General features: G+C 35.0%; 28 protein-coding genes and 1 riboswitch. Of the genes, 15 read left to right on the top strand and 13 right to left on the bottom strand.

Annotated features, from left to right (window positions below):
* The first annotated feature begins 19 nt into the window (after positions 1–19).
* On the top strand, positions 20–502 hold the full coding sequence (locus AC3HD6_RS10130) for a hypothetical protein (RefSeq protein WP_160137866.1): 483 nt from the start codon (positions 20–22) through the stop codon (positions 500–502).
* Positions 503–578: 76 nt separating this feature from the next.
* Here the strand turns inward: AC3HD6_RS10130 and AC3HD6_RS10125 are convergent, their stop codons facing one another.
* Positions 579–1,847: a M24 family metallopeptidase gene (locus AC3HD6_RS10125; protein WP_488896224.1), complete on the bottom strand. Its 1,269-nt coding sequence runs from the start codon at positions 1,845–1,847 to the stop codon at positions 579–581.
* A gap of 147 nt (positions 1,848–1,994) precedes the next feature.
* On the opposite strand from AC3HD6_RS10125, the gene AC3HD6_RS10120 reads away from it, so the two are divergent.
* Complete coding sequence (locus AC3HD6_RS10120; protein WP_488896223.1) at positions 1,995–2,870, top strand: helix-turn-helix domain-containing protein; 876 nt, start codon at positions 1,995–1,997, stop codon at positions 2,868–2,870.
* Between the two features lie 20 nt (positions 2,871–2,890).
* Here the strand turns inward: AC3HD6_RS10120 and AC3HD6_RS10115 are convergent, their stop codons facing one another.
* The gene (locus AC3HD6_RS10115) at positions 2,891–3,283 is read right to left on the bottom strand and encodes a Fur family transcriptional regulator (RefSeq protein ID WP_488896222.1); all 393 of its coding nucleotides are present in this window, start codon (positions 3,281–3,283) and stop codon (positions 2,891–2,893) included.
* A 90-nt stretch (positions 3,284–3,373) separates the two neighbouring features.
* Here AC3HD6_RS10115 and AC3HD6_RS10110 point away from each other — a divergent pair, with 90 nt between their 5' ends.
* The 3 genes from AC3HD6_RS10110 to AC3HD6_RS10100 all read left to right on the top strand — a co-directional run bounded on the left by AC3HD6_RS10110 (position 3,374) and on the right by AC3HD6_RS10100 (position 6,390).
* Positions 3,374–3,712, top strand: coding sequence for a MerC domain-containing protein (locus AC3HD6_RS10110; protein ID WP_488896221.1), 339 nt, complete (start codon positions 3,374–3,376; stop codon positions 3,710–3,712).
* A gap of 6 nt (positions 3,713–3,718) precedes the next feature.
* Positions 3,719–4,918 carry a GTP-binding protein gene (locus AC3HD6_RS10105; protein ID WP_488896220.1) on the top strand — a complete coding sequence of 400 codons (1,200 nt, stop codon included), beginning with the start codon at positions 3,719–3,721 and terminating at the stop codon, positions 4,916–4,918.
* A 77-nt stretch (positions 4,919–4,995) separates the two neighbouring features.
* Positions 4,996–6,390 carry an alkaline phosphatase gene (locus tag AC3HD6_RS10100; protein ID WP_488896219.1) on the top strand — a complete coding sequence of 465 codons (1,395 nt, stop codon included), beginning with the start codon at positions 4,996–4,998 and terminating at the stop codon, positions 6,388–6,390.
* A 103-nt stretch (positions 6,391–6,493) separates the two neighbouring features.
* On the opposite strand, the gene AC3HD6_RS10095 is transcribed toward AC3HD6_RS10100, so the two are convergent.
* The gene (locus AC3HD6_RS10095; RefSeq protein ID WP_488896218.1) at positions 6,494–7,285 is read right to left on the bottom strand and encodes an XRE family transcriptional regulator; all 792 of its coding nucleotides are present in this window, start codon (positions 7,283–7,285) and stop codon (positions 6,494–6,496) included.
* A 437-nt stretch (positions 7,286–7,722) separates the two neighbouring features.
* On the opposite strand from AC3HD6_RS10095, the gene AC3HD6_RS10090 reads away from it, so the two are divergent.
* Complete coding sequence (locus AC3HD6_RS10090; RefSeq protein ID WP_068943346.1) at positions 7,723–8,007, top strand: bacteriocin-like protein; 285 nt, start codon at positions 7,723–7,725, stop codon at positions 8,005–8,007.
* Between the two features lie 145 nt (positions 8,008–8,152).
* Here AC3HD6_RS10090 and AC3HD6_RS10085 read toward each other — a convergent pair whose 3' ends face one another.
* Positions 8,153–8,614, bottom strand: a complete 462-nt coding sequence (locus tag AC3HD6_RS10085) for an Lrp/AsnC family transcriptional regulator (RefSeq protein WP_488896217.1) — start codon at positions 8,612–8,614, stop codon at positions 8,153–8,155.
* Between the two features lie 188 nt (positions 8,615–8,802).
* Positions 8,803–8,988, top strand: a riboswitch (cobalamin riboswitch).
* Between the two features lie 176 nt (positions 8,989–9,164).
* Here AC3HD6_RS10085 and metE point away from each other — a divergent pair.
* On the top strand, positions 9,165–11,468 hold the full coding sequence (gene metE, locus AC3HD6_RS10080) for a 5-methyltetrahydropteroyltriglutamate--homocysteine S-methyltransferase (protein ID WP_488896216.1): 2,304 nt from the start codon (positions 9,165–9,167) through the stop codon (positions 11,466–11,468).
* A gap of 104 nt (positions 11,469–11,572) precedes the next feature.
* Here metE and AC3HD6_RS10075 read toward each other — a convergent pair whose 3' ends face one another.
* Positions 11,573–12,397 carry an anti-sigma factor gene (locus AC3HD6_RS10075; protein ID WP_488896215.1) on the bottom strand — a complete coding sequence of 275 codons (825 nt, stop codon included), beginning with the start codon at positions 12,395–12,397 and terminating at the stop codon, positions 11,573–11,575.
* 6 nt (positions 12,398–12,403) lie between these two features.
* Positions 12,404–12,973: an RNA polymerase sigma factor gene (locus tag AC3HD6_RS10070; RefSeq protein WP_488896214.1), complete on the bottom strand. Its 570-nt coding sequence runs from the start codon at positions 12,971–12,973 to the stop codon at positions 12,404–12,406.
* Positions 12,974–13,367: 394 nt separating this feature from the next.
* On the opposite strand from AC3HD6_RS10070, the gene AC3HD6_RS10065 reads away from it, so the two are divergent.
* The 3 genes from AC3HD6_RS10065 to AC3HD6_RS10055 all read left to right on the top strand — a co-directional run bounded on the left by AC3HD6_RS10065 (position 13,368) and on the right by AC3HD6_RS10055 (position 15,576).
* The gene (locus tag AC3HD6_RS10065; protein ID WP_488896213.1) at positions 13,368–13,937 is read left to right on the top strand and encodes a fasciclin domain-containing protein; all 570 of its coding nucleotides are present in this window, start codon (positions 13,368–13,370) and stop codon (positions 13,935–13,937) included.
* A gap of 83 nt (positions 13,938–14,020) precedes the next feature.
* Positions 14,021–14,734 carry a ferritin-like domain-containing protein gene (locus tag AC3HD6_RS10060; RefSeq protein ID WP_488896212.1) on the top strand — a complete coding sequence of 238 codons (714 nt, stop codon included), beginning with the start codon at positions 14,021–14,023 and terminating at the stop codon, positions 14,732–14,734.
* Positions 14,735–14,760: 26 nt separating this feature from the next.
* A complete protein-coding gene (locus AC3HD6_RS10055; RefSeq protein ID WP_488896211.1) occupies positions 14,761–15,576 on the top strand; it encodes a ferritin-like domain-containing protein in 816 nt (271 codons plus the stop codon).
* A gap of 76 nt (positions 15,577–15,652) precedes the next feature.
* Here AC3HD6_RS10055 and AC3HD6_RS10050 read toward each other — a convergent pair whose 3' ends face one another.
* Both AC3HD6_RS10050 and AC3HD6_RS10045 read right to left on the bottom strand, forming a co-directional pair.
* Positions 15,653–16,075, bottom strand: a complete 423-nt coding sequence (locus AC3HD6_RS10050) for a GNAT family N-acetyltransferase (protein WP_488896210.1) — start codon at positions 16,073–16,075, stop codon at positions 15,653–15,655.
* Positions 16,076–16,134: 59 nt separating this feature from the next.
* Positions 16,135–16,713, bottom strand: a complete 579-nt coding sequence (locus AC3HD6_RS10045; protein WP_488896209.1) for a Crp/Fnr family transcriptional regulator — start codon at positions 16,711–16,713, stop codon at positions 16,135–16,137.
* A 402-nt stretch (positions 16,714–17,115) separates the two neighbouring features.
* Here AC3HD6_RS10045 and AC3HD6_RS10040 point away from each other — a divergent pair, with 402 nt between their 5' ends.
* The 4 genes from AC3HD6_RS10040 (at position 17,116) to AC3HD6_RS10025 (ending at position 20,639) form a co-directional block, all read left to right on the top strand.
* Complete coding sequence (locus AC3HD6_RS10040; protein ID WP_488896208.1) at positions 17,116–18,609, top strand: BspA family leucine-rich repeat surface protein; 1,494 nt, start codon at positions 17,116–17,118, stop codon at positions 18,607–18,609.
* 271 nt (positions 18,610–18,880) lie between these two features.
* Positions 18,881–19,666 (top strand): hypothetical protein, encoded by a 786-nt coding sequence (locus AC3HD6_RS10035; protein WP_488896207.1) that lies wholly within the window; start codon positions 18,881–18,883, stop codon positions 19,664–19,666.
* A gap of 269 nt (positions 19,667–19,935) precedes the next feature.
* Complete coding sequence (locus AC3HD6_RS10030; RefSeq protein ID WP_488896206.1) at positions 19,936–20,295, top strand: hypothetical protein; 360 nt, start codon at positions 19,936–19,938, stop codon at positions 20,293–20,295.
* A 47-nt stretch (positions 20,296–20,342) separates the two neighbouring features.
* Positions 20,343–20,639 carry a hypothetical protein gene (locus tag AC3HD6_RS10025; protein ID WP_488896205.1) on the top strand — a complete coding sequence of 99 codons (297 nt, stop codon included), beginning with the start codon at positions 20,343–20,345 and terminating at the stop codon, positions 20,637–20,639.
* Positions 20,640–21,547: 908 nt separating this feature from the next.
* Here the strand turns inward: AC3HD6_RS10025 and AC3HD6_RS10020 are convergent.
* The 3 genes from AC3HD6_RS10020 to AC3HD6_RS10010 are packed head-to-tail and all read right to left on the bottom strand — an operon-like array spanning position 21,548 to position 23,267.
* A complete protein-coding gene (locus AC3HD6_RS10020) occupies positions 21,548–22,141 on the bottom strand; it encodes a hypothetical protein (RefSeq protein ID WP_488896204.1) in 594 nt (197 codons plus the stop codon).
* Positions 22,142–22,152: 11 nt separating this feature from the next.
* Positions 22,153–22,683 (bottom strand): hypothetical protein, encoded by a 531-nt coding sequence (locus AC3HD6_RS10015; protein WP_488896203.1) that lies wholly within the window; start codon positions 22,681–22,683, stop codon positions 22,153–22,155.
* 32 nt (positions 22,684–22,715) lie between these two features.
* Positions 22,716–23,267, bottom strand: coding sequence for an SMI1/KNR4 family protein (locus AC3HD6_RS10010; RefSeq protein ID WP_488896202.1), 552 nt, complete (start codon positions 23,265–23,267; stop codon positions 22,716–22,718).
* Positions 23,268–23,307: 40 nt separating this feature from the next.
* Here AC3HD6_RS10010 and AC3HD6_RS10005 point away from each other — a divergent pair, with 40 nt between their 5' ends.
* Complete coding sequence (locus tag AC3HD6_RS10005; protein WP_488896201.1) at positions 23,308–23,763, top strand: VOC family protein; 456 nt, start codon at positions 23,308–23,310, stop codon at positions 23,761–23,763.
* A gap of 640 nt (positions 23,764–24,403) precedes the next feature.
* On the opposite strand, the gene AC3HD6_RS10000 is transcribed toward AC3HD6_RS10005, so the two are convergent.
* A complete protein-coding gene (locus tag AC3HD6_RS10000; RefSeq protein WP_488896200.1) occupies positions 24,404–25,186 on the bottom strand; it encodes a YdcF family protein in 783 nt (260 codons plus the stop codon).
* Positions 25,187–25,736: 550 nt separating this feature from the next.
* On the bottom strand, positions 25,737–25,934 hold the full coding sequence (locus AC3HD6_RS09995) for a SymE family type I addiction module toxin (RefSeq protein WP_488896199.1): 198 nt from the start codon (positions 25,932–25,934) through the stop codon (positions 25,737–25,739).
* Between the last annotated feature and the right edge of the window lie 97 nt (positions 25,935–26,031).

Below are 26,031 nucleotides of genomic sequence, written 5' to 3'. Positions count from 1 at the left end.
CAAACAAAATATTCTTAATATGTCAGTAACACCAGAAGGAGCCAGGAAGGCTCAGTTATCTTTATCTGAAAGGGCGCCTGTAGCTCACGCTGTTCTTTCAGGAGCAGAAAATATTTCGAAGTACAGTAACGGAGTATGCCATGATGTGGTTGCTTATGCCCTTTACATGAGAGGAGCCAGCATCAGTCCTGATCAATTAGCAGGGTCAGCAGGTCAGAAATGGTTAGAAACCTTCAACTATACCGGAGGAAAAAAATGGGATGGATATTCTCCTATTCCTAAAGGAAAAGCCATTGGTTTCTACAGACCTATTGACAAAACATGGTTTCATTCAGCCATTACCACAGGAAATGGTAATGAAATCAGGTCTGTTAACGGATTTGCATTAGGCTCTGCATGGTCTGTTCCGGTAGATATGAAATGGGTACTTGGAAAAATCAATTCCGATGGAACGTTCAACTATGACGGAACTAAAATAGAAGTGTATATATCTCCTTTATAGCGGATATAAAAAAATAAAGCCTCCTTAAAACAACTTTAAGGAGGCTTTTTTATGGTCTGCAAATATATTTCTATTATTAATATTCTGCCCTCATCAGATGAGTAGAGTTAGTATTGAGTTCAATTCCTTTTTCACTGCCAACAATTACAGTTCCGCCGATATTGGCAAGATGATTTCCAAAAGCACAATTGGGTTCAAAGGCAAAGCACATCCCTTCCTGTAGGACTAAATCTCTACCAGGGTTAGGCAGTCTACCAACATTTCCGTATCGGGCAGCTTGTGGCAATTTTTCAATTCCCGGAGCGGTTCCAAATCCAATCGGGCCATAAGGATTTATACTATGTATCAAAGGATGTACATGCCATCCACCAGCTTCTAAAAGTGGTTTTTCCATGACATCAACAACTTCTCCAAATGTTTTTCCCGATTTCAAAACATCAACACCTGCTTCATAACACTCGCGGGCAACAAGAGCTGCACGTTCAAGATCCGGATGTATATTTCCAACTGCTACTGCTGCCTGATGCTGAGTTTCATACATTCCATACAGCGCAAAGATCTCAGACAAAACAATATCTCCTTCTTTAATGATTCTAGGAGGTTGTGACCGGTATTGCCAAGCCGGCGGCCCCCAGCCAATATATTCAGGTCCTGATCCCATTAATATTTCAGCCGTAAATCCTCCCATTGAAATACAGGTCGAAGTAATCACTGCAGCTACTTCAGCTTCACTTACTCCAGGCTTAATTGTCATTCGCATCGCTTCACTCATTGCTTCCCCGATGTGGGCCGCATGTCTGATTAAAGCCAGTTCTTCATCACTTTTGGGAGCAGTCAGTTTGAAAAAATCCATATATACAGGCTTTAATTCGGCGTTTGGAAAGGCTTCCATGATGCCTTTCCAAGTGCGATAGGGAAGTGCTCCGTCAAAATAGAAGGGTGGATAAGGCTCTAGCCCGATTATTCCAATCCTGGGTGTATTTGAAAGTCCCATTTTCTTAAGGATATTTCCAATACCGGCTCCGGTTTTACCAACATAGATTTGCTCAGGCTCAATCCATTGCTGATCTCCACGATGGGAAGCCTGCATATGGTCGGCCACCATCATTGAAGCAAAAGTTACAACAATTGGCTTTTCTTCTTTGTGAAATATCACCACAGATCCAAGTCTGTCATTGGTAAAATAATGATCAATACAAAACGGAGCTGGTGCTGCAGATTCTCTGTCTCCATAGATAACAAGAGTGTCCAGTTCATTTTTTCTCATGATAGTGCGTGCAATATCCCAACGACGGTCACGCTCTTTTAACGATAGAGGTAATGGTATTTCCATTTTTGTTTTCATAACTCATTCTTTATTAATTATTAAAGCTGATGCAAAGTAAGTAGATCGGTGAGCGAAGGATATTATCCCAAAAGAATAATAAATGTGCAATACGTTTGTTTTGCTAAAAAATAAGTATCTTGTTTATCTTTAAATTTAATTTACAGGATGAAAACCATGGAAGATGTTGAAAGTTACAGTATACCTTATGTATCTGAGAAGATAGGATTACAAAATGTAGAAGGAATTGTGGTGAACAGAGCAGAAGATTCTGTACGAAAGGGATTAACAAATTATCCACATACTGTTAATGGTTTTATCTGTGCCATCTGTATCAAAGGAAGAGCAGAACTGAAAATAAATTTTCAGAAAAGATTGTTGGAACCCCATACCCTGATGGTTGTACTTCCCGGTTCTATGATGGAGCCGATAGAAATATCAGAAGATCTGCATATAGATACTGTTTTTTTCGATCCTGATTGTATTTCCAGCAATTCTCTTTCCAATAACTACATGCTTTTCCATGAAATAAGACAAATACCATGTATCAGGCTGAATAATACCGGTTTTGAAATCTTTAGCCAACATCATACAAATATTTCTATGCATTATCATAGAGAAGAAAGCAGGAGTAAGACAGATATACTTCAGTTCCTCTTATTAGCTCTTTTAGCAGAAATAAAAGATGTATATAATACGAATAATGAACAGGTTCAAAAACATACAAGGGCAGCAGAATTAACTACTATTTTTTTTGATTTATTATATCAGCATCATAAAGAAGAAAGAAGCGTTTCCTTTTATGCACAGAAAATGCATCTTACCAGTAAATATTTAACAACAATAATCCGTAAACAGACAGGGAAGTCTATCCTGATTTGGATCAATGAAGCAGTTATAGCACAATCTAAATCTTTATTGAAAACAACCAATCTTTCAGTCATGGAAATTACTGATGTACTAAATTTTGCTGAATCATCCCTCTTTTGTCGGTTTTTCAAACGATACACCGGTATGACGCCTTCTGCTTACAGAGGAAATTAAAAATGAATCTGGAAGCTTATTTATGCCTTTATCGTACATTTTGGGCACACTCCGCTGATAATAAAGTTATATTCTTCCGCAATAAAATGCTCCGGTAAGCTAATTTCAGGGATTTCATTCTCAATACATGTCACTGAATGGCATTTTTTACAGTTAAAATGCACATGATTATGAAAATGTTGTTCATGACTACATTTTCCACTGCATTTCGCAAAATTTACGACACCATCCACATTAACAATCCTGTGAATAGCTCCCTCATTTTCAAGACGTTCTAAAACCCTGTAAATCGTAACTCTATTACATAGCTCTCCTAATTTCTTCTGAATATCAGAATGGCTCAATGCTACCTCAGAGCCATTAATAAGGTTTAAAATTTCAGTTTTGGCGTGGGTATTTCTAACCTGTTTCATATTTTTAATGCAACAAAGTTGCGTTATTTGATTTTTTATATATACATTTGCAACAAAGTTACAATAACAATTTTAAATCCTAATCTTTTTATGAAGTCAAAAATTCTTGATGCAGTAGGAATATCAGCCGCCGTTCTGTGCCTGGTTCATTGTATTATTTTCCCTTTGTTGCTTATTATTCCTTTAGGGATATCACATAATCCTTATATCGACCTTGCATTCCTTATTATCGGAACCTTTGTGGTATACAGGCAAACAAGACATATGACCAATAATTGGTTACGAATTTTATTCTGGGCTTCCATTGGATGCATTGCTATTTCAATATTGATTGACTTTCTGTTTGAAATTCATTTGCCCTTCATCTATGCAGGTGCAGCAGGACTGATTACAGCACACCTTATCAACTTTAAAAATCATAAACATTAAGAAGGTATGAAAAAGAAACTCCCTGTAACAGTACTCAGCGGTTTTTTAGGGGCTGGAAAAACGACTTTACTAAACCATATTCTGCATAATAAACAAGGCTTAAAAGTAGCAGTCATTGTCAATGATATGAGTGAAGTTAATATTGACGCCCGATTGGTTGAAAATCAGAATACCCTTTCAAGAACAGAAGAAAAGCTGGTTGAAATGAGCAATGGATGCATCTGCTGTACCTTAAGAGAAGATCTTATGATAGAAGTGGAACGCTTGGCGCATGAGGATCGTTTCGACTATCTTTTAATTGAAAGCACCGGCATCAGTGAACCTATTCCTGTAGCACAAACCTTCACGTATATAGATGAAGAAAGCGGAATAGACCTTTCCCGTTTCAGCTATGTAGATACTATGGTAACTGTAGTGGACAGTTTCAATTTCATGAAAGATTTCGCTTCGAATGAACGATTAATGGATCGCAGCCTTACTGATATTGACGGGGATTACCGTACCATTGTCAACCTTCTTACGGACCAGATTGAGTTTGCCAATGTCATTATTCTAAATAAAGCCGATCTGATTGATCCGGAAACGCTTGGATTTTTGAAATCTGCTATTAAAAAACTCAACCCGGAAGCCAGTATCCTGGAATCAGAATTCGGTAAAATTGATCCAAAACAGATCTTAAACACCAAACTTTTTGATTTTGATAAAGCCCAACATTCTGCAGGCTGGCAAAAAGAACTACAATCAGAACATCATACCCCTGAAACAGAAGAATATGGAATAAGCTCTGTGGTATTCAGAAACAAACGTCCATTTCATCCGGAAAGGTTATGGGAGTATCTTAATCAGTATCCTGAAGGCATATTAAGAGCCAAAGGACTTTTCTGGCTAGCTTCCAGATCAAGCGATGCCCTTAACTTTTCTCAGGCAGGGGGTTCATTTCGTTTGGAGAAAGCAGGAGTCTGGTGGGGCAGTATGCCAATGAGCCATAGGGTACAATATCCTTCTTTTTTAGAAAATCAGGAATTTATTGAGAGCAGATGGGATAAAAACTGGGGTGACAGAATTAATGAATTGGTTTTTATTGGCCAACATCTCAACAAGGAGCAAATCTTACAGGACCTTACAGATTGCTTAATCAATGACTATGAAAAAGAATTATTCGATAGAAAAGCAAATTTTGAAGACCCTTTTCCTGAACATATCTAAAATTAACTTTCAATTAACGCAACTAAGTTTCATTAATTGAAAATATGTAATAATTTAGTGCTTTATTGATACAATATATGGATAGAAGAAAATTTTTAAAAGGTTCAGCATTGCTGTCAGGTTTATTATCCCTATCACCATCTGAACTTTGGAGCTCCAGGAGGAATATTGAATCTCATGAAAACGGTAAAGCCAAAAACATTATATTCATGATCAGTGATGGAATGAGCTTGGGAACTCTTTCAATGGCCGATCTTTATTCAAGAAATATATTGGGGAAAGATAGCCATTGGCTCAGTTTATATCATCACAAAAAAGTTTCACGGGCATTAATGGATACAGCTTCTGCAAGCTCAATTGTTACAGACTCCGCAGCAGCCAGTTCAGCTTTTGGAGGCGGAATAAGAGTGCAGAACGGAGTATTAAATATGGGGGCTAATGGTGAAAGCCATGTTCCAATATGGCAGAAATATAAAAAAGCAGGAAAAAAGGTGGGCTGCGTTACAACTGTTACTGTTACCCACGCTACACCTGCGGGATTTTGTGTGAATTCCTCAAAAAGAAATGCTGAGCCCCAAATTGCTGAAATGTATGCAGAGCTGGGAATAGATGTTCTGATGGGAGGAGGAGATGAGTTTTTTAATCCATTAAAAAGAGAAGATCAGAAAGACCTCTATTCTGCTTATAGAAAAAGAAATTATCAAATTATAAACAATCGTGCAGAACTCAAAAGTTTCAATAAGGGAGACAAGATTTTAGGAATCTTCACTACAGGAGCTTTGCCTTATAGTATTGACAGAGCTCACCTGCCTGAGCTTAGGGATACACCTACACTGGCAGAGATGGCCAACGCTGCTATTGACCAGATGAAAGAACATCCGGAAGGTTTTGTTCTTCAGATAGAAGGCGGAAAAGTAGACTGGGCCGCTCACGCCAACGATATAGCCGCATTGATTCATGATCAGCTGGCATTTGATGAAGCTGTGAAGACTGTAATGGACTTTGCTGAAAAAGATGGAAATACCTTAGTTATTATCACTACAGATCATGGAAATGCCAATCCAGGAACCATTTATGGAACTGATGCCACTAAGAACTTCAATAGCATTTCAAACTATCAATATACCAATGAATATATTCTGAATAAAATTCATAAAGATCATTCTGCAAAAGATATTAAAGACTGGATATTTGAAGCGAACAAGCTTGTTTTAAGTGATGATGAAGCCAAACATTTGCAAAGTTTTTATAACAGGCTTGAAAAAGAAGAAGGGCTTTATAATTATAAAAAATTACCATTCAGACTGTATTCAGAAATTCAAAAAAGTAGAAATTCTGTAGGCTGGATCAGTATGGATCACTCAGGAGATTATGTAGAAGTAGCTGCTTATGGACCTGGAAGCCAGCTGCTACACCCTTACATTAAAAATACGGACCTGCATCACCTTATGCTGAATGCAGCTCATTTATAAACAAAACGTGTTTTCATATCATATTTTTATTTGGTTTTAAAACAGGCTCTCCAAATGATTTGAAGAGCCTGTTTATTTTGTACCACGAAATATAATATCCCTCTTATTGTGAAGACTTTCTACGGCGTGTAGAAACCTTTTTATCCAATTCTTTGATATCCTTTCTCAGCTCCCTGAACATTTCTTTGAAATTGTAACTTTCATAATCTCCCGGTTCAAAATCTTCCGGGAAAATACCTGAAGCATATTGCCAGATCTCTACAATATCCTCAAACGGAATATCATAAGGTTCATAGAAGGAATTATCTGCAGTTACACAAATCGCATTTCCTTTATTTTCTTTAAAACGCTTATAAGTAATCCCATCATTTTGGGTGATAAAAACATAAGTTTTTCCTGGTCTCAATTCATCAATTCCCTCTACATATTTTCCTACAATATAGGAACCGTTCCTAAATGGTGGCATTGAATCTCCGTCTGCAGGAAATGCTCTGTATTTTCCATTATTCAGAAAGGGCAGGGCAATACGCTGGAGACTTTCAATATATCCAACATCACTATACCCTTCAAGATATCCCATAGAAGCTTTCTGTGGAATAATTTCAATGGTATCATTTCCAAGGTCATCCACTGCTACAGGAAGAACAATTCTATTGTCCGGAAGTTTCAGCATATCTTCTGTTGAATATTTCTGAAGATCTACAGATAATAAAAGATCTATGCTCACGTGAAAGTATTTTGAAATCTTGATTAGAAGCTCAATAGGAGGTTCTGAAATTCCGTTTTCATATTTAGAATATCTCACTCGCGAGATGGTAAGGTCATCAGCTACATTTTGTTGAGAAAGCTTTCTCTTGGCTCTCAGTGAGCGTATATTATTTGAAAAAATTGACATTGATAGAAGTATGTCCACAAAAATACGAATTTTGCTTTCTCTTATCAATAATAGAAAGGTCTTTTACCATAAAATTTGGAGAATTTTATCATTTCTTAACTAAAGTGATGAATACAGGTCAATAACACCCTCATTTTTTCTCATTTTACCCTTAGATTTTCCCCAATAAACCCAGGTTTTAACAAGATTTTAATATTAACCATAAAAAACTTCGTTTATCTTAAAAATATTAACTCTAATATTTAAAATTTGAAATATGTTTTTTAAAATTTAGTAAATCAAACAGATACAAAGTGAAAATGATTTTCATATTATTATACATTTATATTAACGAAATATTAAATAATAAAATTGTTTAATTATTTTTTTGAAAACAATATGAGTTTATTATTATTTATCATATATTTGTGATGTATTAATCATATAAAATTTTAATCATGAAAAATTTCAAAAAACTAGACAGAAACGAACTAAAATCTATTTCAGGAGAAGGATTACTTGATCCAATCGGAAACTTATTAGGAGGTCTAGGTGGCGTTGTTGGTGGCGTTGTCGGAGGAGTAGGTACTATCGTTGGTGGTGTTATCGGCGGTGTAGGTTCTACAGTAGGTGGTGTTATCGGCGGTGTAGGTACCGTTGTAGGAAACGCTTTATGCCAAACACAGTGTGTAGTTAATGGTGTAATCCACATCAAATTATTAGAGTGTGGTTCTACTTGCTAATCAGCAGCTCCATTAAAAGTTAAAAAAGTATGCCGCTCTTTTCAGAGCGGCTTTTTTATGATGTGATACTAAGCACCTACAACCTAACGGATTTTTGAAACCTGTTAGGTTTAGTTCAATACCATCATTTTCAATAAAAACATTTCTATAAAGTCAATCCGTGATTATTCTTTACTTCAGCCATCACAAAGGTACTATGTGTACTTCCTATAGAATCTACAGATCCAAGTTTATTGAATACAAAATCCTGATAATGCTTCATATCCCGAACCTGAACTTTCAATAAAAAATCAAAATCCCCAGAAATATTATAGCATTCAGCCACTTCTGGAATTTCCAGGATTTCTTTTACAAAATCATAGCCCACAGAACGGTCATGAATCTTTAATTTAATCTGGCAGAATACCGTAAACCCACGATTAAGTTTTTCAGCATCCAAAATTGCCGCATATCTCTTCACAAAACCTTCCTGTTCCAGCCTTTTTACTCTTTCAAAAACAGGAGAAGGAGACAGATTGATTTCCTTAGCAAGTTCTTTAACGGTTAGTTTTGCATTGTTCTGAAGCAGTTTAAGCAGTTTTACATCCTTATCATCAAGTTGTTCCACAGAATATTATTCTTTTATAATTTATAATCTTCCAAATTTACAGAATTATATTCTGTAAAATAATATGTGAAAAGCTTAATTTATCAAATACCATACACTTTGTTGATTATTTATTCTGTATGATTAATTTTACACAAAATTAAAATCTTTTACAAAGCTATTTTTGTTAAAAGATCAGTTCTTTACAATCTTCATCAAACAGCAAAGGTTTTACTTAAGGTAGATTAATAGGGAATCGTGTGAGAATCACGAGCTGTCGCGCAACTGTAAGTAACACACCAAAGGTTTCTGTCCTTGAATATCCACTGCAAAAAGCGGGAAGGATGACGGAAACTGTTACAAGTCAGGAGACCTGCCTTTACTGAATGGACGATGCTTTCGCGGTCTGAAGCTTTTGAGTCATACAGATGATATATTGCAGTACATTTTTATCTCCGGATGAAACTGTACCATCTGCTTATATCATTGATTTCAAAAAATTCTATTCCAAATCAGCATTCTGAAGCTTTAAAAGAGCATTTAAAATAAGTTTAATTTAAAATTTGTAAAAATGCAAACTCACATTCTGGGCTATCCGCGTATTGGTAGCAAAAGAGAACTTAAAAAAGCCTGCGAACAGTATTGGTCAGGTAAAATCGTTTTGGAAGAACTTCTTACCGTAGGCAGAACTATCTGCAGCCAAAACTGGAGCCTTCAGAAAGAAGCAGGAATAGATCTTATTCCGTGTAATGATTTTTCTTATTATGATCAGGTATTGGATATGAGCCTTGTAGTAGGCGTTATTCCTACACGCTATCATGAAGTTGCTCTTAAAAAGAACAATTCTGAACTGGACCTTTATTTTGCCATGGCAAGAGGTTATCAGAAAGACGGATTGGATATCACCGCTATGGAAATGACCAAATGGTTTGACACCAATTACCATTATATTGTTCCTGAATTTTATAAAAACCAGCAATTCAAACTTACTTCAGATAAGATATTCAATGAATTTTCCGGTGCAAAACAGGCGGGAATCAATGCAAAGCCTGTGATTATCGGCTTGGTTTCCTATTTATTGTTAGGAAAGGAAAAAGAAGAAGGATTTGATAAACTGGATCTTGCCCATCATCTTCTTCCTGTTTATATGGAGATCTTATCAAAGCTACAAAGCCAGGATGCTGAATGGATTCAGTTTGATGAACCTTTCCTAGCTTTAGACATTACTGAAAAAGCAAAAGAAGTATATACTTTTGTCTATGCTGAACTTAGAAGATTGTTTCCAAAGCTTAAGTTTATTGTAACCACCTATTTTGAAGGTTTAAAAAATAATGCGTCTTTTGCCGCTTCACTTCCTGTGAATGTTCTGCATATTGACCTGGTAAGAAACCCTGAACAGCTTGAAGATGTTCTTCATTCTATTCCTGAAAATCTGAGTCTATCACTTGGAGTGGTAGATGGAAGAAACATTTGGAAAAATGACTATGAAAAATCTTTGTCATTGATTACAAAAGCAGTCGAGAAGCTTGGTTCAGAAAGAGTTTTCATTGCTCCATCATGTTCTTTACTGCATTCACCATGCGATTTAGATTTTGAAACCAATCTTGATCCTGAAATAAAAAACTGGCTGGCTTTTGCCAAACAAAAAGTAAAAGAAGTGGTTACCCTTAAGGAATTAGCTTCAGGAACAACAGATCAACAGATGATCCAGGATTTTGCAGACAATAAAAAGGTTATTTCCGCTAGAAAAACATCTCCACTTATTCATAATGAGGAAGTAAAACTAAGAGCAGTGTCTGTCACAGAACAGGATTCGCAAAGAAAAAATCCATTCAGTATCCGTAAACAAGAGCAGCAAAAAGCATTACAGCTTCCATTATTTCCAACCACTACGATCGGATCATTCCCACAAACTGCTGATGTAAGGAGCTGGAGAGCGAAATTCAAAAAAGGAGAACTGACAGCAGAACAATATGATACTTTATTAAAAGAGGAAACCCAGAGGACCATCCGCTGGCAGGAAGATATTGGGATTGATGTTCTTGTGCATGGTGAATATGAACGTAATGATATGGTGGAATACTTCGGTGAACAGCTGAAAGGTTTTATTTTCACTAAAAATGGCTGGGTACAAAGCTACGGTAGCCGTTGTGTAAAACCACCAATCATTTTCGGAGATGTTTTTCGCCCGGAGCCTATGACTGTATACTGGTCTCAATATGCTCAGTCTCAAACCAATCAATGGGTAAAAGGAATGCTGACAGGTCCTGTTACCATTTTACAATGGTCTTTTGTACGGGATGATCAGCCTCGTTCCGAGACTTGTAGACAGATTGCTTTGGCCATCCGTGATGAAGTTCAGGATCTGGAGAAAGCTGGGATCAGAATTATTCAGATTGATGAACCGGCTATCCGTGAAGGGCTGCCATTGAGAAAAACAGACTGGCAAAACTACCTGAAATGGGCGGTAGAAGCGTTTAAGATCTCATCAAGTGGAGTAGAAGATGCTACCCAGATCCATACCCATATGTGTTATTCAGAATTTAATGATATCATTAAGAACATTGCAGATATGGATGCTGATGTGATTACAATAGAATGCTCAAGATCTCAAATGGAACTTTTACACGCTTTTGCAGACTTCAAATATCCTAATGAAATCGGGCCGGGTGTGTATGACATTCATTCACCAAGAGTTCCTTCCAAGGAAGAAATGATTGAACTGCTGAAAAAAGCTCAGGATGTAATTCCTTCGAATCAGCTTTGGGTCAATCCGGATTGTGGTTTAAAAACCAGACATTGGGAAGAAACGGAAAAAGCATTAATTGCTATGGTTGCTGCTGCCAAAGAAGCGTCTGTAGAATATGCATCTTAAAATGTTTCACCCGTATAGAAATCAAAAAGCATCCGAGTCGGATGCTTTTATTTTTAAATTATTATAAGCGTGAAAACATTCACAAATTCAATCTGTTATTACCTTTAGATTCCTCCCATCACATACATATTTTCCATAGTAGGAACCGGGCTTCCACCTTGTTTTTCAAGAGTAATAGCAAAAGCTTGTGCTTTTGAAATGGTAGCCAAAGCAGTCTTACTGTCTTTATCTTCGGTATACATTCCTGCATTTACCGGTTTTCCATCTTCAAGAGCCCAAAGCTGGTATTGCATTCCCGTTGGCGCTTTAGGAAGATCTTCACCATTAAGATACACTTTCTTTGTTTTTTTATCCCAGAAAACCATGGCTTTGGCATCCTGGTGCTTTTCTACTCCTTTGAGCATCACCATTTGCATATCCGGATTGGAGAACATGTCCAGTTTTCTATCCATTTTTTCCATAGCAGCATCCTGAGATTGTTTTTCTGCTGCCAATTTTGTCATTTCTTGCTTTGTTGCAGACTGGCTGTTCATCCAAAACAAATTCCCGGCAATACTGATAAGGAATAAAGCAGATGCTGCAACGGCAAAAGCTTTCCAGTTTGTTTTCCCTTGTATCTGTTCCGGATGTTTGATATCTCTGTCATCATTAGTTTCCTGAGTCTCTATAGAAAGAGGCGGTTTTATTTCCACAATAGGAGACTCTTCTTGTTGAATTTTATTCCAGATTTTAGATTTCAGGTCACTTGGAGGCGTTACAGCCTGAGCTGTAGCAAGATGTTCCAAAGTTATTTGTGCCTCTTCAAAAGCAGCTTTTACTTCAGCATTATTCTTCATCACACACTCCAAAATCCCTGCTTCCTCAGGAGAAGCATGGCCTAGAATATAAGATTCTATAATTCCGGATGATATGTATTCTTTAGTGTTCAATTTAATTTATTGATAATCTTTTAGCAAATCTTTTAATTTCATCAATGCATTCCGCATCTTCGTTTTTACCGTTCCCAGCGGTATCTTCAGTTTTTCGGATATTTCATGTTGGGTATATCCCTGATAATAAGCAAGATTAATAAGTTCTTGCTTGTCCACTTCCAGATTCTCAAGCACATTGTTAAATCCAATATAATCTGATGAGTTATTAGTCGTTGAAAGCTCTGTAGTGTTATATACGAAATCGGGAAGTGATTGGTTTTTAAGCTCGTTCTGGAATCCTTTAGATTTTAAATAATCAATTGCTGTATTGCGGGCAATATTAATCATCCAGGTATAAAACCTTCCTTTAGAGGCATCATATTGATGAATAGAATTCCATATTTTAACAAAAACATCCTGAATGACTTCTTCAGTGTATTCTTTAGACTGAACAATACGAAGAACAATACCATACAACGCACCGGAATAGTGGTCATACAGATAATGAAAACCATTTTCGTTTCTTTCTTTTAATAAAACGATAAGTTCTTCTTCAGAATGGGTTGTTTTAATAGCAATTATTTTTCTATCCAAATTTAATAAAATAAAACATATACCCAATAAAATCCAAAAAAACTTTTACATCATCTAGCATTTTAAGAAAATATTTAAAAAATATTAAATATGAAAGGCTTAATATCAAAACAGCACTTATCTGTTGTATTGCCAGTGTATAAAACACAACAGGTTATTTTAAAATCAAAAATCCTTATTAATTCACTATAGCAATCAATCTGTTGTGAATAAGTAATTCTCTGAATGAAAAAAGATTTTAAAACCCTGAAATCTTTCATTTTAATAAAAAATAATAAATTGATTTACAGTCGTTTAAATAAAATTTCATTTTTTTTCAATCTAAAATACAACCAAGCTCGTAAATGACATTAAAAGCACAAATTAACTACAATTAATTTAAAAAAATATTACAATGAACACACGAACACACATCACAGTTTTAGCAATGGTAGCTTTATCATTTGCTTTCAGTGGAAAGGTAAATGCACAAATGATGAAAGAAAAAACAGTAATGGTAGGAGGAGCTCCTATGTATCCTTCCAAAAACATTATTGAAAATGCTGTAAACTCTAAAGATCACAAAACTTTAGTAGCCGCCGTAAAAGCAGCAGGATTGGTAGAAACATTAGAAGGAAAAGGTCCATTTACTGTATTGGCTCCTACTGATGCTGCATTTGCGAAACTTCCGAAAGGAACAGTAGAAACTCTTGTAAAGCCTGAAAATAAGGCGACACTTACAAGTATATTGACCTATCATGTCTTACCAGGAAGATACAGTGCTAAAGAAATCTGGGCTGCCGTGAAAGCTGGAAATGGTAAAAGTATGATGAAAACCGTACAAGGCGAAGAACTTACTTTCTGGACAAAAGGAAAAGATCTTTATATAAAAGATGCAAAAGGAAACAGTGCTAAAGTAACTATTGCAGATGTAAATCAATCCAATGGCGTCATTCATGTCATTGATACGGTTTTAATGCCGTAGAAAACAACAGAATCTAAAACAGCATTTTATGTGCTGTTTTTCTTCTTTTTATCATGTAATCAAACACTTTAAAGATTAATATTATGAAAAATACAATTCATGTTTCTAATCAGGGAGCGACGCTGGATACCAGCAGAAGAAATTTTTTAAAATTAGGTGGAGTGGGACTGGCAATTGCCGGCCTTACGATGATAGGATGTAATGATGATGATGATTTTCAGATGATAAATGACGGTCAAATCTTTGATTTAGGATCTGGCGATGTAGGAGTCTTAAACTATGCTTACGCTCTGGAGCAACTGGAAGCCGATTTTTACACCAAAGTTGTCAACAATTTTTACAGCGGGATTTCCAGTATTGAAAAAGAAGTTTTTACCGATCTTTACCATCACGAAGTAATCCATCGGGATTTTTTTAAGGCAGCCATCACCGGTGCTACTCAAAATGTACTTCCGAAACTTGATTTTCAATATCCCAATGTGAATTTTAATGACAGAAACTCTGTATTAGCAACAGCTAAAGCACTGGAAGATACCGGAGTGGCAGCCTATAATGGTGCTGGTAAATATATTACCAATTCCGCTTATCTTGTGATTGCAGGAAAAATAGTTTCTGTAGAAGCCAGACATGCCTCTGCTATCAGAAATCTTATCAATCCGGGATCTGCTGACTTTTCAGGGGATGATGTGATCGATGCTAATGGTCTCGATCTTGCTAAAGAGCCGAAAGATATTGTAGCGGCAGCAGGAGGATTTATCAAAACCCGCTTTACATGGAAAGAAAGAGGTATTAATTAAATTATTCATCTTCAAAAACTTGTATTATGAACATTCTTAGACTACTAGATAAGCTTTCTCATGATAAATTTTTCACAACGGAAGCTTCCCGATTAGAAACGATTACCAATCTATCAGTATTTGGAAAAAAAGCAGCTACAGCAGCTGTTCCCCTTGGACTAGGTGCACTCATGACGACTCCTGCAAAAGCAGAAACACCCCATGCAACAATGACAGGAGCTGCCCTTAAAAGCACTTTAACGGATGCTTTACAGCTCGCTTTAGTTCTTGAATATCTTGAAAATGAATATTATGCTATAGGATTATCCACAGCAGGTTTAATTCCCAATGCAGACAGAACGGTTTTTATGCAAATTTCCAAACATGAATCAGCCCATGTCAGTTTTCTCAAAAGTACACTTACTTCCTTAGGGTCAACTCCAGGATCTAAGCCTACGTTTGATTTTACCGCTAATGGAAATTTTTCCCCGTTTACCGATTACAATCAATTTCTGATTCTGGCACAGGCTTTCGAAGATACCGGGGTAAGAGCCTATAAAGGACAGGCTGGAAACGTAATGTCAAATAAGGTTGTTCTTCAAGCCGCATTACAAATTCATTCTGTGGAAGCAAGACATGCCTCGCAGGTAAGAAGAATGAGAGCCAATAAAGGCTGGATTGAGCTTGCTAATGGAGGAAATATGCCTTCAGCAACTAATCCTGTATACGCAGGAGAAGATAATGTTAATCAGGCAGGGTATAATACCGGAACCGCATTCGGAGCAGCAGCCGGGTCTGCGGCATATGATGAAACATTAAGTGGAAGTGATGCACAAGCCATTGCATCATTATTTATTGTATAGTAATCAGGTATAGGTATAAAAGTATTTATATTATAAAATTCAAAAGCATCCATCTGGATGCTTTTGCTATATAAAATTATAATTCCATGTGTAAAATAGGGTATTCTTTACCCTGTCCATCTAATGCTGACCTGTTCAGGATTTTAAATCCAATATGCTTATAAAAACCAACACCCTGGTCATTCTGTTCATTCACATCTACTTTCGTAATGTTTAAATTATCAATTCCATACTGAATCAGCTTCTTACCAATCCCTTTACCACGGTGATCATTATGAATGAACAACATTTCAAGACTTCCGTCAGCAACTCCCATAAATCCAACTAAGGAACCTTCTTCTTCAAATCCGAGTAAGCTAACGTGTCCAAAATAGCCTGGAATCTCTTTTTTATAATACTTAAAATCTTCCTCTTTCAAAAAATCATGGGTATTGAGTACAGAACTTTCCCATATTTTCATTAATTGAGGGTAATCTGTTTCATGTATTTCTCTGATCATAATCGTAAATTTTAAGCAGCAAAATTCGTATTTTCCTAATGGTAAACGCTGAACCTGGGTTAAAAAATCCGTTTCCGTATTCGGCTTAATGCCTGAGGAGTAATTCCCAGATACGAGGCAATATCCTTTAAAGGAATATCATTGAAAGTATTTCCATATTCAGCCATCATCTCTAGGTAATATTGCTCAGGGGTATATTTTATCAGATCTATATTCCGGTTTAAAAGTTTATTTAGCAATCTAGCGGTAAGATCATCAAAAACAACTTTTAAACCAGGAATTGCTTCATACAACTGAACTGCCTGTTCCTGATCAATTCTATAAATTTCACATTCTGTAAGGGTCTGAACATTAAAAGTTGATTTTTCCTTTAGTGTAAAGGAGATATTGGATAAAGAAAATGAACCTTCCTTACAAAACCAGAAAGTTTGTTCTTCTCCTTTGTGATTTAAAGTCCAGCATCTGGCTATTCCATTGAAAATAAAATAGCTGTATTGCTCCAATTCACCTTCTTTGATAAGGAATGTATTCTTTTTAACCAAGATTCGCTCAAAATATTGGTCAAAAAGCGCAGAATCAGCTGAATTGAATGTATTGACATCTACATTAAATTCCTTGAATAATTTTTCTAACAGCATAATCTATAAAATAGCATAGGAATAGGAGAGTACAATATACATTTTATCTAGAATATCTTACTTGGACTAAATGATAAGAAATATTTAAAGCTTTTTTAACCACAGATAGCACAAATTTTCACAGATAATTATGCGTTGTTAGGCTTTATTTGAAAAAGTCTTTTTGATTTGAAGGGAAATTAGGCAATTACACTACTCAATCGCTTTCATTTTACTGATAATCAACAAGATAAACCCAAGTCTTTTAAAGAAAAATATTAAAAAAAAATGCATAATAATTTTAATACGACAAGTTCTGTCGCTACGCGTCTATATCTTTGTATTAGAGATAAGATACAGAATCCCGGGTAGTTATCATCTTATTAAAACCAATTTTAACCTTAAAAATTATTATTTTAAATTATGTACAAAAAACAACTAGTAATCATTTTTCTTTTTCTTTTTTTCATTTCCTATGCACAGAACGAATTTATTACTTTGTGGAAACCTAACATCAATGGAACCATAGATAATTCGATATCTTTTGGCGGTACAGGAACCAACTATACTATTAGCTGGGAAGAAGTAGGGTATCCGCAGCATCATGGAACTCTTTCTGTAACTTCTAATAGCAGTAATTTTACGACGATTTCTTTTGGCACATCTTTACATCCTAATCCTATCCAGGCAGCCTACAGAGTGAAAGTATCCAATGGTAATGGATTATTTTATGGATTCAGAGGCAGCCCTTATATGAATGCCAGTGGAAATCCGGAACTCTTCGAGGTGAGCCAATGGGGAAATATCCTTTGGCTTCAGCAATTTGACCAAGGATTTTCGAACTGTCTAAACCTTGATGTAACCGCTACAGATGTTCCTAATCTGACACAAATCAACAATCTATCACAAATGTTTCTTAATTGTCCGTCTTTGATTGGTAATCCTTCATTTGCTAACTGGAACACAAGCAATATTACGAATATGAGCAGTATGTTTAGCAAAGCAAAATTGTTTAATCAGCCTATTGGAACCTGGAATACAGCAAAAGTTACAGATTTTCGGGATATGTTTTCTTACGCATCTTCTTTTAATCAAAATATTTCTGCCTGGAATACCTCGTCCGGAACCAATTTCATTTCAATGTTCCAGGATGCGGTAGCGTTCAACCAGCCATTAAATTCATGGAATACAAGCAATGCCACGAATTTCCGTTATATGTTCTCTAATGCTAAATCTTTTAATCAGCCTCTTAATAATTGGAATACCAGTAAAGTAGTAAATTTTGACCAAATGTTTACCAATGCATCATCATTTAATCAGCCTATTGGGAACTGGGATGTTAGTAAAGTTGGGGGTGCTTATGGTTTTATGATGTTTAATGGGGCTTCGCTTTTTAATCAGGATATTTCTACCTGGAATATCAAGTTTCAAAATGTTCCTTCGGCCTATGTGTATTTCGGATTTAACAATTCCGGTTTATCATGTATTAATTATAATAAATTTCTAATTGCTCTCAGCAATAATCCTACATTATCAAACTTAGGATCCGCAATTGGAGTCATAGAAGCAGCAGGATTAACTTATTCTACAACACAAGCTATTATGGCAAGAGCTCAATTGGTAAACAAAGGTTTTAATATTAATGGAGATTCTTATAATCCAAGTTGCAACTCAAATTTATCAACCGCTGAAACAACAAAACAAGTTAAAGCTCAAGCTTATCCGAACCCAACAACAGGAGTAGTAACCATTGAGTCTGCTACCAACGAAAGTGTTTATTTATATGATATCACAGGTAAACTCATTAAAAATATGATTTTAAATAAAGGAAACAACCGTATCGACCTAACAGAATATCCATCAGGAAATTACTTGTTAAAAGGCAATACAATTTCCACTAAAATAGTTAAGAAATAGACTATTATTCTTTAATACGACGACACTAGATATCTAAATTAAGCCCCAAAGTGCCTTGCTTTGGGGCTTTTTAGACTAATGATAGTAATCACGCAATTCATTCAACAATAGGAGAGTACAGTATAAGCTTAAAAAATATTTTTACTACAGATTTTTCAGATTTTTATAGTGCTTACTTACAAGTTTTCCTTACATAAATTGTAAAAAATATTTATATTCGTCAATAAATAAGCGATTAATAACCAAGCAAAATTGAAAATATAAAAAACCGATGAAAAAAGTTTTTATACTTCTGGCATTTTCTTTTGCCTTACAATCTTGTAAAAATGAAAAGCCGAATTCAAAAGAAAGCAAGGACACAGAAGTTCAAAAAGTTCAGGAAAATGACATTAATATAAATAATTCTCCACAAAACATTGAAGGAAAGAAAAATCCAAGTGACTTTATTCCGGAAGGTTATGTCATCAATAAATATGAAGGGGGAGTTTCAGCTGAAGGTTGGGACGAAATAAAAGGAGACCTGAACAAAGACGGATTAGATGACGTTGTACTCATCATCAAAGGAACAGACAAAAGTAAAGTTATAAAAGATGAAAATCGCGGTGAATTAGACCGAAATCGAAGAGGGATTATTGTATTATTGAATAAAGGCAATTATTATGAGTTGGCTTCTAAAAATTACAATTGTTTTTCCTCTGAAAATGAGGATGGCGGTGTATACTTTGCTCCTGAGTTAAGCGTAAGCATTGAAAAAGGAAACTTACATATTGACTATGGACATGGAAGGTATGGATCTTGGGGATACACTTTTAGACATCAAAATGGAGATATGGAGCTCATTGGCTATGACTCCTATTCAAGCAGAGGACCAGTACCTCAATATGAGGTTAGCATTAACTTTCTGACCAAAAGGAAACTTACAAAAGACAATTTAAATAAAGATGATGATGGAGACAATTATGAAGTCAAATACAAAGACAGCTGGGAAACGATTAAAGTCAACAAATTGTTAAAACTATCTGAAATAAAGGATTTTGATGAGCTTGAGTTTACTTAACATAATGAAATTACAGAATAAAAGTAGGAGAGTGCAGGATATATTATATACCCGAGATACATTTAAAAAAATTTAGAATAGATAAAAATGACTCATTTGCTTATGATCTGGATTTATTTTTAACGGATCCTACATGGGGAAAAATTCATTTGGCAACCACTGGTGGGCATCTTAAAGATGAAATATTGAATTAAAATAAAAACGATACTATACGCTAATTGATTGCGCAGTAAGAATATACCTTTGAGGGATTGTTAATAAACATTGATATGAAATTCTCAAGTGATTTAGTCATTTACGATTTAGAAGGAAGTTGCAAAACTTTTGGAAAAAATGAAATACATAAATCAACGTTAGCAGGGTGGGGATTGTACTATGATTTACCACTTTTGAGGAAAGAATTTACGGAATTTGGATTAGATTATAATCAATATTTTGTTGGCGGAGGTTTTGATATCAGAGCATTGGGTGTTTATTGGCTGGCAAAGAAAAATATTTCTACATCTGGAATCTCCCTAGAAAGAGTTTTACAAAAAATGAATATAAAAGAAGATTTTAAATTTCATAGAGCATTAGACGATGCTAAGGCAACAGCTTTAATATTACAACAGATTCTTAATGAAAAATAATTGCCTGATCTTTATTTCATACAAAGAAATAACCAATCTAAAACGTAATGACAGAAAACTACATACAATATGCTGAAGGCTATCAAAAAGACAATATTGATGAAAAGGATATAGTAAAAGCGATAAAAGATATTCAATTAATGGATAACGAGCATGGAGCTTTTTGGGTTTCTGTTATAACTAATGATGAAAAGGTAGTTGAAGTACATAAAGATCTTTCACTTTCTGTAATTTTTGAAGAAAAAGAAATTAAATATCAAGCTAAAGATTGGAAAGAAGTTGCTGAACTTTACAAGCTATTGTTGCTTGAAAAATTCGATGAAATAATCTCGAGAATAAAATAGCAATATGGGGATATGTTTTATAAATTCTATAGAATCAATTAGAATCAACGAAATGGAATTCAAAATGAGAAGAAATTGAAATCCTGAAATACATACAATTTAACATAATATAAATTATAGGAAAAATATATTATTACAGAAAAGAGTGCATAACAACCTCACTTATTGCTTGATAAGCCTTTCTACTGTATAATCCAAAGCTTTTTCTGCTTCAACCTGTATATCATCAGGCATTACACCATGTCTGTCATGCTCTGTGGTTACAATATTAAAATCTATTGTAGTTTTCCCAGCTTTAAAAATTTGAATGCATTTGCGAAATCTGTTGCAGATGAAAAAGTCTGGCCACTTGTCAAAAGATAAACATTTCCTGTAAAACGTTCAACTCTTATCCTTAGGCTCAATTGTATTTTTTAAATGATTTATAACGCCTAAAGTTCCGGATATTCTGCTTAAATAATTTTTTAATTCCGTAGAATCGATCCCTGAGGATTTCTTCAAAAATTCTTACGGGTATCCCTGTATATGACAACCGTCTTTTTCATACAGTGAAAATTTCTTGGATACCAATATTTTAAAAGCTCATCACCAAACTCAGAATTACCGCCACCATTGCCTTCAGCTTTTAATTCTGAAAACATTTGCTCTAAAAAAGGTCTGAATTTTTCTATATCAGCAAATTGCCTGAAAGTAAAAATTGTATAGTTTTTCTCTTTTAGGATCTCATAATAGCAACTTTTATATTATGTTAAATTAGCAGGATGGAAGCTGGAGGCTGGAAGTTACTTTTAGTCAGATAACTGTTGGTCCCTGCAAAACTACTGCATAAAAGGTTAAAAAAGAGATATTCTTCTTCATAACACTTCAAGGGCTTCCCTCTTCCAGCATCCAGCTTCCTGCCCAAAAAACTATTCCCCTAGCTTCTCCGTCAAATATTCTCCAACGACTTCCCGGAACTCATCTTTCGTCATAAACCAATCCAGGAATTCTTCAAGTTTACCTTTATTTTCAAGCTCATCAAAATAGACTTCATGATCTGTACTGTAAACAGTTGGATTAGATTGATCCGGATCTTCCGTACAGATGAAATAATGATCAGGATATCCGTAAGAATAAAATATACAGAAAAATTCAGGTTTAGAAATCCCTACAATATCCTGCACATAATCTTCATCAATTAAATCATCGAATTCTTCCTGATCTTCAGAACCTTCTTTAAAAGGCGTAAACATCCAATCTTTCACAAAATACTGTCCATACGCTGAATCATGCGCTGAAAAATAATGCGACATCAGATTCTCATAGAATTTGTTCTTTTGATTCTGATACAATTCCTTATTCGCTTCATAAAACTGGTCAATCCCATAAACATCCCAGTCTTTATCATACAAATAGTGAGGAAATTTAATCTGTTTCCAATTCTCCATAAAGCTTTGATCTGCATGTACAGCATCTGTATTTCCACCTAAAGCTTTGATTTTATTAATGATTGTATTGTTCATTTTTTATTTTTTCACGGGTTATTCAGTCCTCCATTCCATAGTCTATCTGTTATTTCTTCCTGACTATACTCATTATAATTACCCTCTTTATCTTTGTGAGACTGAAATAATTTAATATCATAGCCTTTAAAATTCAATTTTAAAAAATCAGGAAAATAGCTGCTGCCAAAACAGATATAATGATAAAACAGCTCTTTAAAAGATGAATCATCAGGATTCGGAACTTCAAAAGTTTTTAATCTTCTTATAATCTCAGACAGCTCATCTTTGGTAATATCTTTTACAATTTGAGGATCTGGTAAGCTGATATCAAAAGACAGATGCTCTGCTCCATCACTCTCCCACCATTCCCAAAGATTAAACCGGGACATTTCTTTTCCTGTCATGGAATGAAGCTTATTTTCCAGCTTTTTATATTCACCGGAATCTTCATCTCCGTGCTCATCACAGTAGTCTGTATATTCCAAAATAAGCTTTAAAACTTCGGGATATCGTTTTTCTGCAATTTCAAAATCTGGCTCTATTTCATTTCTTAACTTCATTATTCATTGATCTTCAAATATATTATGTTAAATTACCCAGCCATAAACTTCTTAGGAAAGCCTTTTCTACTTTCAACAGTAAAAAATTCATCAAATTCACCTGAATGATTTTCGTAATATTGATTTAACTGATTCAAAAAGTCTTCAAGACTGTCAGCAATAACGTTTCTGTCATTATCTCTGTTCCAGAATTCAAGAATTTGACCTTTATTTCCGGTAAAAATTCCTTTTAAATCATAACAAATATAATCCCCGCCACCATTATGGAAAATGGGAAGCCAGTTTTCATTCCACCAGTTTTCAATCTCAAAATCGGTTCCGATCATCGAAGTCAGTTCCTGAGCAATGTCTAGAACCTCTTCCAAAGGAATCAACATAGAATTATTCACAAAAGAATCATAACAGTCACTCGCCTGCCCGTTTTTCCAACCGTAAAACAATCTCAGATCGTCAGGAATTTGGATATCATATTGTTTTTCTAGCTTTTGAATATCCTTTTCAGTCAATGATGCGTTTAAATGGCTATACAATTCCGGTCTTAATTTTTCAATATGTAAATCTAATGTCTCAAGTATTTTTTCCATTGATTTCTTTCTGTCCATTAAAAATACAAAATCTTGCCACATGACAAGCTTTGTATTGGTAAAAGGAAGTAATTTTATCCTCACCCAAAAAATAAAATATATGAAACCTAAAATGATCTGGGCCAACCTAGCTGTTGCAAACCTGGAGCGTACCCAAAAATTTTATGAAGCCATAGGATGCACTCCCAACAATCCTCACACTTCTAATGAGTTAGTAAGCTTCTTTTTCGGAGAAAATAATTTTGTTATTCATTTCTTCCTGAAAAATATACTGGAAACCAATGTAAAAGGTGTTTCCTTTGGCGATTCCCAAACTTCAAATGAAATCATATTTACCGTTTCAGCTGAGACTAACGATCAGGTTGATCAATGGGCTGCAGAAGTTAGGAATGCCGGTGGAACCATTGTTTCGGAACCTGAAAGTTTTGGAAACAACTATTATGGTTTTGTCTTTGCAGATCCTGACGGCCATAAATTTAATGTCTTCAAAATGTAAAAACTCCAACATTTTAGCCTAAAATGAAATTGGTCCATAAATCGCCTGTAATTTCAGTCAGATAGCATAGGTACTGGATTGAAAACAGGGCTTATTTGGGCTTCCTATCACTTTTTGTATTTCAGGGATTTTCTGTGATTTTTGAAAGATTTTTTAGAAAAACATGCTGATTTCGTTGGAGAAAACAAGATGAAAATTTAAAATACCACATGTAAGTCAATTCAATAGAGATTGGCTATAACCCATCCGATAAAAAAATACAATCAATTTGGCTTTAGCCAAACTTATTAAAACTGTTTAAACATTTTAAAGTAAACCGGACACTTAAGCTAACTCAAGAGTCCGGTTCTGTGTATTATAGATCGAGAAATAGAATTTCATTTATCACATTAGTTTAATTTTAATGCAAAGATTTATCATTCTTCATGGATATTTTTAAGGAAGCAAAGATGGGATCAATTTCATTGATTCTTTCTAAGCGAACGCATAATCATACAGCTTCATCAGCGACGAAATCGCTCCTTTACTCACTTAAAATAAAACGGTTTAATAAATATTTCTTTGCTTTAAAAAAATTGAGGATATATTTCTTGAGATTATTACATAGTCCCAAATTAATTCCTTATCCTTTAATAGAATATTATTTATTCATCCCCAAACTGTTATACAACTGTACCTGCCATATTCCCACTACTTCTTTCAACATCACAAAGGTAAATGCTGCATTATAACTGTTAGGAAATACCGTGATTTCTGTATCTATAATATCTGAAGCCTCCGGAATAGGTTTTAATCCAAATGTTTGAAACAAAGCAACAGATCTTTTCATATGAAAGCCAGAAGTCACCAGATATAAGTTGTAAGTTCCCATCTTCTTCAATATCTCGTTAGAAAATTTTGCATTCTGATAGGTATTCATGCTTTGATCTTCTTTAATAATATCAGCATCTTCTACCCCCATTCTTTTAAAATTTTCACTGAAAAGTTCTGCCTCACTTTTCTTTCCCCTTCCTTTTCCGGAAATTACTATTTTACAAGGCTGATTATTTTTCTTAAACTCATGATACAGTTGATAAGCTGTTACCATTCTTGAATAAGACATGGTGTGTAATTTTTCTGTATGGTCAATATCTACAACACCGCCACCCAATACAACAATAACAGGAATCTGACCCACTGTATTTTTTACATCAGGTGTATTGAGGTAGCTTTCCTGCAGATATCCGGAAGTTAGTTTCCCCAGAAACCCATTTCCTATAAAAATAATCATCAATACGGTTGTTATAAGAATTCCAATTCTCCATTTTTTACTCTTATTCTTCCTTCTCAAAAGAGCAATAATAACTACTGCAAGAAATACTAAAAAATAAGGTTCTGTAAAAAGTTGTAAAACACGAAATAAAAAGTCAAGTAAAAATTTCATTGATGATAATATTGATTAATGCTCAGAAAACATTGGGCTTTCAAAGATAAGATTATTTCATGACTAGTCCTTTTCTCACTGCATTTCAATGGTTTATTAAATGCAAGTCAACTTGCCCATACTTAGCTCTCTAAAATATCCAGCTACCGTCATAAAACTTTGTGTTAAAAAAACTCTCGCAGATCAAGCTGATGACGCAGATCTCAATACTTTAAAAAATCTGCTTAATCTCCAAAATCTGCGAGAGATCTCAAAAGCCTTCGAATCACTAGCCATACCTTCATCAGGCAAGTTCGCTTGCCCACTCTTAGCTTCCTAAAAATATAACAGCTACCTCCATAAAACTCTGCATCTAAAAAACTCTCCCACAGATCACACAGATTACGCAGATTTTTTTGCCACGCACTAATAAAAAACATTTCGTTCATTTTAAAGCCTATACAATGATATCTTATAAAATTTATAAAAAAGGGGCCATTATTTACCATAACAAAATATCCTATTCGTGCATTAGTGGCAAATAATATTTTTAGTAGATAAAATGTTTTGTTTACACATCCTCATAAAACATCTCCTTTTCCAATACAATTCTGTTTCGGCAAACCGTCACCACCACATGATCCCCCGGTTCAAAACCAGACTCCAGCAACCACTTCCCTGCCAACCGGATTTCCGGGAAGAAGACCAGCCTTCTATACGCTCTTTCAAATGATTTATGGGAAACCGTAAGGTTACGAATGGAGACCATCTTATATTTGCCCCGAATAATTACTTTTCTCATATCGTTGTTTTTCAACAAAGCAAGAAATATCATGACAGCTATACCAGTTAAAAATGAATATTTT

It is taken from the genome of Chryseobacterium sp. II3a, from assembly GCF_057815135.1.
Note: the sequence above shows the minus strand (reverse complement) of the source record. Positions and strands in the feature narration are given on the sequence as shown.